At 71.8% G+C, this 10,480-nt stretch carries 11 protein-coding genes; 5 read left to right on the top strand and 6 right to left on the bottom strand.

The genetic code is table 11. From position 1 onward, the window contains the following. The first annotated feature begins 291 nt into the window (after positions 1–291). On the top strand, positions 292–1,584 hold the full coding sequence (locus HUX53_RS03425) for a hypothetical protein (RefSeq protein WP_176401713.1): 1,293 nt from the start codon (positions 292–294) through the stop codon (positions 1,582–1,584). Positions 1,585–1,643: 59 nt separating this feature from the next. On the opposite strand, the gene HUX53_RS03430 is transcribed toward HUX53_RS03425, so the two are convergent. After that, positions 1,644–1,952, bottom strand: coding sequence for a DUF3817 domain-containing protein (locus HUX53_RS03430; RefSeq protein WP_176401714.1), 309 nt, complete (start codon positions 1,950–1,952; stop codon positions 1,644–1,646). A 131-nt stretch (positions 1,953–2,083) separates the two neighbouring features. On the opposite strand from HUX53_RS03430, the gene HUX53_RS03435 reads away from it, so the two are divergent. Further along, on the top strand, positions 2,084–2,776 hold the full coding sequence (locus HUX53_RS03435) for a DUF4230 domain-containing protein (RefSeq protein ID WP_176401715.1): 693 nt from the start codon (positions 2,084–2,086) through the stop codon (positions 2,774–2,776). Between the two features lie 162 nt (positions 2,777–2,938). Here the strand turns inward: HUX53_RS03435 and HUX53_RS03440 are convergent, their stop codons facing one another. Next, complete coding sequence (locus HUX53_RS03440; protein ID WP_176401716.1) at positions 2,939–4,138, bottom strand: acetyl-CoA C-acetyltransferase; 1,200 nt, start codon at positions 4,136–4,138, stop codon at positions 2,939–2,941. Positions 4,139–4,245: 107 nt separating this feature from the next. Between HUX53_RS03440 and mce the strand changes: the two genes are divergently transcribed. The 3 genes from mce (at position 4,246) to HUX53_RS03455 (ending at position 7,895) form a co-directional block, all read left to right on the top strand. Continuing rightward, on the top strand, positions 4,246–4,680 hold the full coding sequence (gene mce / locus HUX53_RS03445) for a methylmalonyl-CoA epimerase (RefSeq protein WP_176401717.1): 435 nt from the start codon (positions 4,246–4,248) through the stop codon (positions 4,678–4,680). A gap of 329 nt (positions 4,681–5,009) precedes the next feature. Further along, positions 5,010–6,332 (top strand): DivIVA domain-containing protein, encoded by a 1,323-nt coding sequence (locus HUX53_RS03450; protein ID WP_176401718.1) that lies wholly within the window; start codon positions 5,010–5,012, stop codon positions 6,330–6,332. A gap of 135 nt (positions 6,333–6,467) precedes the next feature. Beyond that, positions 6,468–7,895: an AI-2E family transporter gene (locus HUX53_RS03455; RefSeq protein WP_176401719.1), complete on the top strand. Its 1,428-nt coding sequence runs from the start codon at positions 6,468–6,470 to the stop codon at positions 7,893–7,895. Position 7,896: 1 nt separating this feature from the next. Here the strand turns inward: HUX53_RS03455 and HUX53_RS03460 are convergent, their stop codons facing one another. The 4 genes from HUX53_RS03460 to HUX53_RS03475 form a co-directional block, all read right to left on the bottom strand. Next, entirely contained in the window at positions 7,897–8,688 is a 792-nt protein-coding gene (locus tag HUX53_RS03460; protein ID WP_176401720.1) for an alpha/beta fold hydrolase, read from the bottom strand. Between the two features lie 63 nt (positions 8,689–8,751). Then, complete coding sequence (locus tag HUX53_RS03465) at positions 8,752–9,474, bottom strand: alpha/beta hydrolase (protein WP_176401721.1); 723 nt, start codon at positions 9,472–9,474, stop codon at positions 8,752–8,754. 63 nt (positions 9,475–9,537) lie between these two features. After that, entirely contained in the window at positions 9,538–9,846 is a 309-nt protein-coding gene (locus HUX53_RS03470) for an ATP/GTP-binding protein (protein WP_176401722.1), read from the bottom strand. 13 nt (positions 9,847–9,859) lie between these two features. Further along, positions 9,860–10,480, bottom strand: a 621-nt coding sequence (locus tag HUX53_RS03475; protein ID WP_255204873.1) for a 3-hydroxyacyl-CoA dehydrogenase family protein, incomplete at its 5' end; no start/stop codon positions are given.

Raw genomic sequence — 10,480 nt, forward strand, 5'->3', positions numbered from 1 at the left:
AAGTAGCGGGGTGCATCGGTGCTGTTCATATGATGATGGGAGGTCAGCCAAGTACAACACTCGCATCTGCGGCGGGAGGGTGCGCAGTGGAGAAGAGACAGGTCCCGGTAGGCGGCGGAGAGGCAGGGCGCCGGTAGCGCCGGCGCGGGCCCGACCGCTGTGAGGACGGGCACCGCGACCAGCAGGGCGGTGCGGCGGGCGTGCAGCCGGAGCACCCGCCCGAGGTCAGACACCGGTGGCGCTCCCGGCGGGCGCTGCCGCGGCTCTCGCTGCCCGCCGGGAGCGCCACCGGTGTCTGACCTCGGGCGGGTGCTCCGGCTGGACGCCCGCCGCACCGCGCTGCTGGTCGCGGTGCCCGTCCTCACCGCGGTCGGGACGGCGGCGGCGCTGCCGGCGCTCTGCCTCTCCGCCGCGTACTGGGACAACACGGTCGTCGCGCTGGTCAACGCCGTCCGCTTCCTCGGGCCCGTCGCCGCCGGGCTGGCGGCCTGGGCGGCGGTCCGCGAACGTCCGCTCGACTACCTGCGCGACCTCACCGCGCGCTCGCCCGCCACGGGCGCGCTGCTCGACCTCCTCCTGCTGTCCTCGGCGGCCCTCGTGTCCTACACCGCGGTCACGGCGCTCGTCGTCGCCGCCACGCTGGCGCAGGCGGAGGCCGGGCATCCGCATCCCCTCGGCGTGATCGCGGGCGCGGGCGCGCTCGTCCTGCACGTCGTCGCCGGCTACCTGATGGGACGCGTCGTCCCGCACCGCGCGACGGCGGCCCTGGCGTTCGGCGCGACGGCGATGTGGGCGGCGCTGCGCATCCCCGGCGTGTCGTGGTGGAGCCTGCTGCCCCCGGCCGCGTTCCCCCGCATCGACCTGTTCACCACCCTGCGCCCCCGGGTGTTCGCCGACCAGGTGCTCTGGACGGCCGGGCTGACCGCCGCGCTGATCCTCGGCTACGTGCTGTGGGCGACGCGGCGGTTCCTGCTCGTCCTGCCGCTGGCCGCCGCGCTGGCCGCGACCGGCACCGCCACGCTCGGCCTGTACGGCTCCGGCGGCGGGACGGCCCGCGCCGCACCCGCGCAGCCCGCGTGCCGGCAGTGGCCGGTGACCGTCTGCGTGCACCCCGCGCTGCGCGACGCGCTGCCCCGGCTGACGGCGGCCCTCATCCCGCTCGCGGCACGGCTGAACGGCACCCCCGGCGAGTTCACGGAAGTACGGCAGCGTCCGGGCTGGGCGCCGGTCTCGGTGGCGGACGGCGTCGCCTTCATCCACCTCGACGAGAACCTCTCCGCCGGGTTCGCGGCACGGGCCGTCCGGCAGATCACCGGAGCGCTCAAGGACCCCCGCGCCTGCACGGACGACTCCGCCGGCTACCGGGCGCTGGTGGACGCGTGGCTCCTCGGCGGCGACCCCCCGTCCATCACCGACGCCTACGCGGCCCGCCGGTTCGCGGCGCTGACCGAGCGCCGGCGCCGCGCGTGGCTGCGCCACCACTTCACCGAGTACCGCACCTGCACGCTCGGCCCCCAGGACTTCCGCTCAGCGAAGAAGCACTCCCGCCGCCGAACGCTCGACCGCGCAACTCCCCCAACGTGAACGTCATCCTCTGCGTGACCGCGGCTGCCACCCCCAGCGACCGCGGCCACGCAGAAGTCTCAGGCCCGTCCGGCCGGCTGCGCGGCGGGCGCCACGGGCCGGGCCCAGTACCGCTCCACGAGGAACGGGGCCACCGGGAGGACGGCGGCGCCGAGCGCCAGCACCGTGCGCTTGAGGTCCCAGCGGAGCTGCTCGCGGACGAGGAACACCAGGCCGACGTAGGCCATGAACAGGACTCCGTGCAGCGGCCCCATCAATTGCACGCCCACCGGTGCGTCCGCGCCGTACTTCAGCGGCATCGCGACCAGCAGCAGGAGCAGGAACGAGATCGCCTCCGCGACGGAGACGAACCGGAAAACACGAATCATGTCCACGCCCCGACAACGGACCGTCCTCACCTGGGGTTTCGGCGCGCCCTATGGCCTTGATCACACCGGCCTCCACGCCGACCTCACCGGTCCGCCAGGTATTGGACGGGGATGCCGGGAATGCTTGGTGCATGGCTCGCCCCCGACCGAAGAACGACGCGCCCCCCACGCCGTCCCGCTCCCCCCGGCGCGGTCTGCTCACCCCCATCGTGCTGATCGTCGCGACGATCGCACTGGTGCTGCTGGCGCAGCAGGCGCTGCGCGGCCTGCCGGGCTGGCTGAACCCGTTCGGCACGGAGACGAAGGACCGCAGCGGGCCCGTCCTGCTGAAGTCGATCCGCGACCTGCACCGCTACGAGGCCGCGACCGGCAACTTCCAGGTCGTCGTGGACCTGGAGAAGGACGCCAAGTTCCTGCCCGGCTCGCTACGCGGCAAGCGGACGCTGTTCGTCGGCAACGGCAGCGTCGACGCCTACGTGGACTTCGCCAAGCTCGGCTCGGGCGCCGTCAAGGTCAACGCGGACCGGACCGCCGCCACGATCACGCTCCCCCGCGCCCAACTGGAGAAGACCAACCTGGACGAGAAGAACAGCTACGTCTACGCCACCGAACGCGGCCTCATCGACCGCTTCGGCGACTTCTTCAGCTCGAACCCGAACAACCAGCAGCAGCTCTACGTCCTGGCATCCCAAAAAATCCAAACCGCCGCCCAGCAGAGCAACCTGGCACGCCAGGCCGACGCCAACACCAAGCTGATGCTGGAGAACATGCTGAAGGCCCTGGGCTTCACGACCATCACCGTCCAACAACCAAACGCCCAGTAGGGCGCGGTGACCTCAGCCACCACCCCAGCCACGCAACGACCCAAACGACCGCGATCGCGTCCGAAGGCAGGTTCGAGCCTGCGAGAACCTGATCGCGCAGCGAGCCGCTAGGCGAGCCGGAGCGATGCCAGCGATCGCCGTGTTCCGACCGGTTCCGAGCCGCTAGGCGAGGGTTCGGGTCGGAACACGAATAAGCAACGCGTCTCCTTGGCCGCCGCCGCCGCAGAGGCCGGCGGCGCCGGTGCCGCCGCCGCGGCGCTTGAGTTCGTAGGCGAGGTGCAGGGCGATGCGGGCGCCGGACATGCCGACCGGGTGGCCGAGTGCGATGGCGCCGCCGTTGACGTTGACCTTCTCGGGGCCGACGCCGAGGTCGCGCATCGACTGGATGCCGACGGAGGCGAACGCCTCGTTGATCTCGATGAGGTCGAGGTCGTCGACGGTCAGGCCCGCCTTGCCGAGGGCGTGCCGGATGGCGTTGGACGGCTGGGACTGCAGGGAGTTGTCGGGGCCGGCGACGTTGCCGTGGGCGCCGATCTCGGCGAGCCAGGCGAGGCCGAGTTCCTCGGCCTTGGCCTTGGACATGACGACGACCGCGGCGGCGCCGTCGGAGATCTGCGAGGACGAGCCGGCGGTGATCGTGCCGTCCTTGCTGAAGGCGGGACGCAGCTTGGCGAGGCCCTCGGCGGTGGTGTCGCCGCGGACGCCCTCGTCCTTCGAGAAGGTGATCGGGTCGCCCTTGCGCTGCGGGATCTCGACCGGGGCGATCTCGTCGTCGAAGACGCCGTTCTTGATGGCGGCTGCGGCGCGCTGGTGGGAGCGGGCGGAGAACTCGTCCTGGTCTTCGCGGGAGATGCCGAGCTTGGCGTTGTGGTGCTCGGTCGACTCGCCCATGGCGATGCCGTCGAAAGCGTCGGTGAGGGCGTCGTAGGCCATGTGGTCGAGGACCTCGACGGAGCCGTACTTGTAGCCGCCGCGCGACTTGGGCAGCAGGTGCGGGGCCTGGGTCATCGACTCCATGCCGCCCGCGACGACGATGTCGAACTCGCCGGCCCGGATGAGCTGGTCGGCGAGGGCGATCGCGTCCAGCCCGGACAGGCACACCTTGTTGATCGTGATGGACGGGACGTTCATCGGGATGCCCGCCTTGACCGCCGCCTGCCGGGACGGGATCTGCCCCGCGCCGGCCTGCAGGACCTGGCCGAGGATCACGTACTGCACCTGGTCGCCGGCCAGCCCGGCCCGCTCCAGCGCCGCCTTGATCGCGTGCGCGCCGAGGTCGGCCGCGGAGAAGTCCTTCAGCGACCCCATCAGCCGTCCGATGGGAGTGCGCGCACCGGCGACGATCACGGACGTAGCGGTCATGTGGGGGCCCTCCAGGGTGCTGCTGCGGCGACGTTTGCCACCATACCCAGGGGAGCGTCGTTCGGTTCCGTTCGCCCCCGCCTGGCCGCCCTAGTAGGAGAAAGCCCATGCTGACCCGTATCGACCACATCGGCATCGCCTGTCACGACCTGGACGCGACCGTCGAGTTCTACAAGGCGACCTACGGTTTCACCGACGCGCACTTCGAGGTGAACGAGGAGCAGGGCGTCCGGGAGTGCATGCTCAAGATCAACGAGACGGGGGACGGCGCGGCGAGCTACCTGCAGCTGATCGAGCCGATCCGGGACGACTCGGCGGTCGCCAAGTGGCTGGCGAAGAACGGCGAGGGCGTCCACCACATCGCGTTCGGGACGGACGGGACGGTCGCGGACGAGGCGGCCGGCATCGCGGGCAAGGGCGTGCGGGTGCTGTACGACGCGCCGCGCAACGGATCCATGGGATCCTTGATCAACTTTTTGCACCCGAAGGACTGCCACGGCGTGCTGACGGAACTCGTGCAGAAGCGCCGCGACGCGGAATGATCTTGCGGGCCGGGCGCGGCGTGCGCGCGACCGGATCGTGACGTGTTCGATATCACGGTCACGGGCGGTGAGGCATGGACTGCCGCTCTGTGACCGTTCAGACACATCTGGTGCATTTGCACCCCCAGCACCTGGGCACCTTCAACCCGGCTGAACACGTCAACAAACCGGACATTCTACGCAGTGCGTCAAGATGAGCCCCCAACACGGCAGTGTCCGGAGTACGCTTCATCCACCGGAAGAGGTCCTGGGGCACTGCGCCCGTCATGTCAGGCGTTCAACCGGTCCCCGGAACCACCCGTAGCCCCGTCACATCAGGATTGAGCCACATGCAGTCCGACATCGACGCCCAGCTCAGCAACTTCTTTGAAGACACGCCCCCGCGCGAGTTCGACGTGGTGCTTCGCGGCTACGACCGGCACCAGGTCGACGAGCACATCAAGCAGCTCGACAACGAGGTGCGGCAGACCCGCGAGCAGACCAGCGCGCTGCAGCGCGAGCTGTCGGACGCGCACCGTCAGCTGCAGGAGCAGGAACGTCCCACCTACTCCGGTCTCGGCGCCCGCATCGAGCAGCTGCTGCGGCTCGCCGAGGAGCAGGCGACCGAGCTGGTCCAGGCGGCCCGCTCCGAGGCGAACGAGATCAAGGCCGCGGCCAAGGTCGACGCCGCCGAGCAGCGCGCCACCGCCGAGAACGACGCCGCCGAACTGCGCGCCAACGCCCAGCGCGAGGGCGACGACATGCGCAACTCGGCCGAGCGCGAGGCCGAGGAGGTGCGCACCTCCGCCCGCCGCGAGGCCGACGAGCTGACCTCGACGACCGAGCGCGAGGTCGCCAAGCTGCGCGCCACCGCCGACCACGAGGTCGCCGAGAAGCGGGCCGGCGCCGAGCGCGAGATCGCCAAGCTGCGCACCACCACCGAGCGCGAGGTCGCGCAGCTGCGCGCGTCCACCAAGCGCGAGCGGGACGAGATCCTCACCACGGCCAAGCGGCAGGCCGACGAGATGCGCGCGCAGGCCCAGCGCATCCTGGAGGAGAGCGAGGCCCAGCGCGCCCAGGCCGAGGCCGAGTTCGAGATCCAGCTGGCCGCCCGCCGCGAGGAGGCCGACCGGCAGGACGCCGAGCGGCACTCCGCCGCGCAGGCCGCCACCCAGAAGCTGGTCGCCGAGGCCGAGCAGCGCGCCGCGTCCGCCGAGCAGCGGGCCGGGAAGGCGACCCAGCAGGCCGAGCAGACCCGGCGCGAGGCCGACTCGCACGCCAAGCAGCTGATGGCCAACGCGCGCAAGAACTCCGACAACGTGATCGCCGAGGCGAAGTCGCAGGCCGAGCAGCTGCTCGCCGAGACCAAGGCCGAGGCCGACCGCGTCCGGACGGCGGCGCAGCGGCAGGTCGACGAGCTCACCCGGCAGCGCGACAGCATCACCAGCCACCTCAACCAGCTGCGCCAGCTCATCGGCGGCGTCGCGCCGACGATGGGCGGCGAGCCCGAGCTGGCCGCGCCCCCGGAGAAGGCCGCCATCCCGGCCGCCGAGCCGAAGCCGGCCCCGCAGGCCCAGCCCAAGCAGCAGCCGGCCGCCGCGAAGGCCGCGCCCGCCAAGCAGGCCCAGGCCAAGAAGTCCGACGAGGACGACGAGGACTGGTGGCAGGAGTGAGTTCCTGAACCCGGAGTCAAGGAAAGGCTAGAGGCATCGAACGCCTCTAGCCTTTCCTTCGTCTCACCATCGTGAGACGCGTGGTCCGCCTGGCGGCCGCGTCCTCCGACGAGGCATACGAAGAAGGAGAGCGGCGTGGCCGACGAGACCTCCCGCGACGACGAGCCGGAGGCGGTGCCCGGCCCGGGACGTCCCGCAGGTGAACCCGCGGTTCCAGCGCCCGCGCCACCTGCCGACGACCACGGGGACGACACCGCGTCCACGGACAGCACCGAACCCGGCGAGACGCGGGCCGACGAGGGCGACGGTGGGGAGAGCGTCGCGCCGAGTGGGGCGGAGCGGCCCGAGGAGGCGGACGAGCCTGTGGGGGAACGCGATCCGGCGATCGGTGCGCCGGTCACGCTTCCGGCGACGGCGGTCGCCGAGCAGGAGCCGCCGGTGCCCGGTGCGCCCGATCCGGCGCACGATGTCGAGCAGCGCCGCCGCGAGGCGGGCGTCGACCAGCGGTTCCCGTTCGGACGGCCGGGGCAGCCGCTCGGCCGCGCGCACCCGTTCGTGTTCGGATTCACCGCCGCGCTCGGCGTCATCACCGCCTGGATGCTGGTGAAGACCGCCACGAACGCCAAGTCGGTCATCGTGATGATCATCGTCGCGATGTTCCTCGCGGTCGGCCTCAACCCGGCGGTGGAGCGGCTGCGCAAGTTCGGGTTCCCGCGCGGCGCCGCGGTCGCGACGGTGTTCCTGCTGGTGATCCTGTTCTTCGCGGGGTTCGTCGCCTCCCTCGTCCAGCCGGTGTCCGAGCAGGTCACCGAGCTGCGGCACAACATCCCCGAGTACGTCCAGCAACTGCAGGGCAACAAGACGCTGGCCGAGTGGGACAAGCGCTTCGGGCTGCTTGACCGCGCCGAGAAGGTGGTGACCGGTGAGGACTTCCAGAACACCCTCACCGACACCGCGACCGGCATAGGAAAGGTCGCGGTCAACGGGATCTTCCAGACGATCACGATCCTGATCCTGACGCTGTACTTCCTCAGCTCGCTGCCGCAGATCAAGACGTTCTTCTACCAGCTCGCACCGCGCTCCCGGCGGGCACGCGTCGCCCTGCTCGGCGACGAGATCCTCGACCGGATCGGCGGATACGTCGCCGGGCAGTTCACGATCGGATTCATCGCGGGCGTCTGCTCGTACATCTTCCTGTCGATCCTCGGGGTGAAGTACGCGCTGGCGCTGGCGCTGATCGTCGCGGTGACCGACCTGATCCCGCTGATCGGCGCCACGATCGGCGCGGTCGTCGTGTGCCTCGTCGCCTTCCTCACCGGGAGCACGACCGACCTCATCGTCTGCGTGGTCTTCTATCTGGTCTACCAGCAGGTCGAGAACTATCTGGTCTATCCCCGCGTCATGAAACGGACGGTCGACGTGCAACCCGCGGTGACGATCGTGGCGGCACTGATCGGCGCGGCGCTGCTCGGCGTGGTCGGGGCCCTGGTCGCGATCCCGACGGCGGCGGCGATCTCGCTGCTCATCAGGGAGGTCGTCATGCCGCGCCAGGAGACCCTGTAGCTCAGCGGGCGGTGCGGGCGAGGGCGGCGGCGAACTCGGCGACCGCCTGGTTGAACAGGTCCGGCTGTTCGACCGCGCACAGGTGCCCGGCGCGCGGGATGACCAGCAGTTCGGCGTTCGGCAGCGCGTCCGCCATGGCGCGGGCCTCGTCCTCGGTGGCGAGCGCGTCCTCGTCCCCGATCATGACGAGGGCGGGCACCTTGAGGGTGCGGAGCGTGTCGAACGCGTCCGCGCGTCCGGCCATGGCGCGCTGCGCCCAGGCTGCGGCGTGCGGCGGCGTCGCCTGGACGAGGCCGCGCACCCGCCCGTAGATCAGCGCGCGCTGCCGGTAGGTGGTGGGGCCGACGAGGCCGGGCAGCACCTCGTCCACCAGGACCTGCGTGCTGCCTTCGCGGTCGAGCCGCTCGGCCTGCCGGAGCCGGTTCTCCTGGACGGGGTCGGCGTCGGCGGTGGCGCGTGTCGCGGCGAGCACGAGGCCGAGCACCAGGTCGGGGTGGCGGCGGCACAGTGCCATCGCGACGTATCCGCCCATGGACAGGCCGCCGACGACGGCACGCTGGACGCCCATGCCGCGGAACATGCGGGCGACGTCGTCGGCCATCGCGTCGACGGAGGGCTCATCGTCGCCGAGCACCGAGCCGCCGAAGCCGCGCAGGTCGGGCGTGATGATCCGGAACCGGTTCGCGAGGCCCTCGCGCTGGGCCAGCCACATCGCCGAGGACAGCGGGAACGCGTGCAGCAGGACGAGGGGCGTGCCGGCACCGACGTCCCTTGCGTACAGCTGCACCGTCATTGGGTCATGGTTACCCGCTATCGCGGCCGTGTGACGGGAGTGGCCGTGATCGGCCGCAGCGGTTTATCTGTCCGGTTCGTCCCATTCGGTGGGCAGCGGGTAGGCGGCGAGCGCGACCCGCTTGACGATCTCGTTCAGGACGATCCGGACATACGGCTCGCCCACCCAGAGGTGCTTCGCCTTGTCCACCCCGACCACCTCGGCCTGCGGGACGCGCTTGAACCGCTCCCGCGCCTCCGCCGGACGCAGGTAGTCGTCGAACTCCGGCACGAGCGCCAGCACGGGACGCCCGTCGACGCCCCACGCGTCCAGGTCCGCGTCACCGGCCCGCTTCAGCGGCGGGGACAGCAGGATCGCGCCCTCCACCAGCGGGTCGCGCCCCCACTTCAGCGCCAGCTCGGTGCCGAACGACCAGCCGAGCAGCCACGGCCGCGGCAGGTCGTGGTAGTCGGTGTACTCCAGCGCCGCCGCCACGTCGAACCGCTCGGTCTCGCCGCCGCCGAACTCGCCCTGGCTCGTCCCGCGCGCCGACGCCGTCCCCCGCGTGTTGAACCGCAGCACGGCCAGATCGGCGAGCGCGGGCAGCCGGTAGGACGCCTTGCGCAGCACGTGGCTGTCCATCATGCCCTCGGCCGTGGGCAGCGGATGCAGGCAGACCAGCGTCGCGACCGGCGGCCGCTCCGGCGGCAGCGCCAGCTCCCCGACCAGCTCCAGCCCGTCCGACGTGTGCAGCGTGATCTCCTCGCGCCGCGCCGGCAGCACCGACGCCGCCCTGATCTCCGCCATGGGTCTCCTCTCGTTTCGGGGGGACACCCCCGAGCCCCCCGGCAGGGGCAGTGACCGTCGTCGCTAGTAGCGGGGCGCGTTCCGGCTGCGTTGGACGCGGGGGGTGCGGCGGGTGCGGGCCTGCCAGCAGGGACGGTGCCAGTGCCGCCGGTCGTCGCCGCCCTCACCCGCCCGCCAGGCGACGATGTGCCCGACGCCCGGCGCGATCTCCTGGTCGCAGCCGGGGCACCGGTACGCCTTGGTGAAGCCGGCCCCGGCGATCGACCGGACGATCCACTCGCCGTCCGGCCCCTCCTCGGTCTCCTGAGCCCACGACCCGCCGCCATCGGGGGGACGTCCGGTCATGGCACGGCGGTTCTTCCGGGGGCTCATACTTCGAGGATATTCAGCGGAGTGGCTTTCCTGCGGTGACGTGCTCGATCAGGAGCGGGACCGGGGACAGCGCGGGCTCGCGGGTCTCGGCGTGCAGGGCCCGCAGGACGGTGACGGCGCGGTCGATGCCGAGGCGGTCGAGGTCGGCGATCGGGCCGGTCGGATAGCCGCAGCCGAGCATCATCGCGGCGTCGATCGAGTCGGCGTCGGCGTATCCGGCGCCGAGCATGGCGGCGGCGTCGTTCAGGTAGGGGAAGCGCAGCGCGTCCACGATGAACCCGGCGCGGTCGCGGCAGCGGACGACGGTGAGGCCGAGGCGTCCAAGGAGATCGGCGGCGCGGTCGGCGACGTCCGGGCCGGTGGCGACGGTGGCGGCGATCTCGGCGAGCGTGCCGGCCGGGTCGGGCAGGTGCAGCCCGACGACGTCGGCGGGACGTCCGGTGGCCATGGCCTGCTCGATCACCGAGCCGTCCACGGACGTGACGACCAGCACCGCGTCCGGCTTGGCGGCCTGCGCGGCGGCGTTCAGCAGCGCCCGCGCGGCCTCGGTGTCCTCGGCCGCCTCGATGACCAGGTCGCAGCCGGCGAGGTCGGCGGCCGAGTCGCGGACCGCTGCGCCCGCGCGGTCGCACAG

This window comes from Actinomadura sp. BRA 177 (assembly GCF_013372625.1).
Taxonomy (GTDB): domain Bacteria; phylum Actinomycetota; class Actinomycetes; order Streptosporangiales; family Streptosporangiaceae; genus Spirillospora.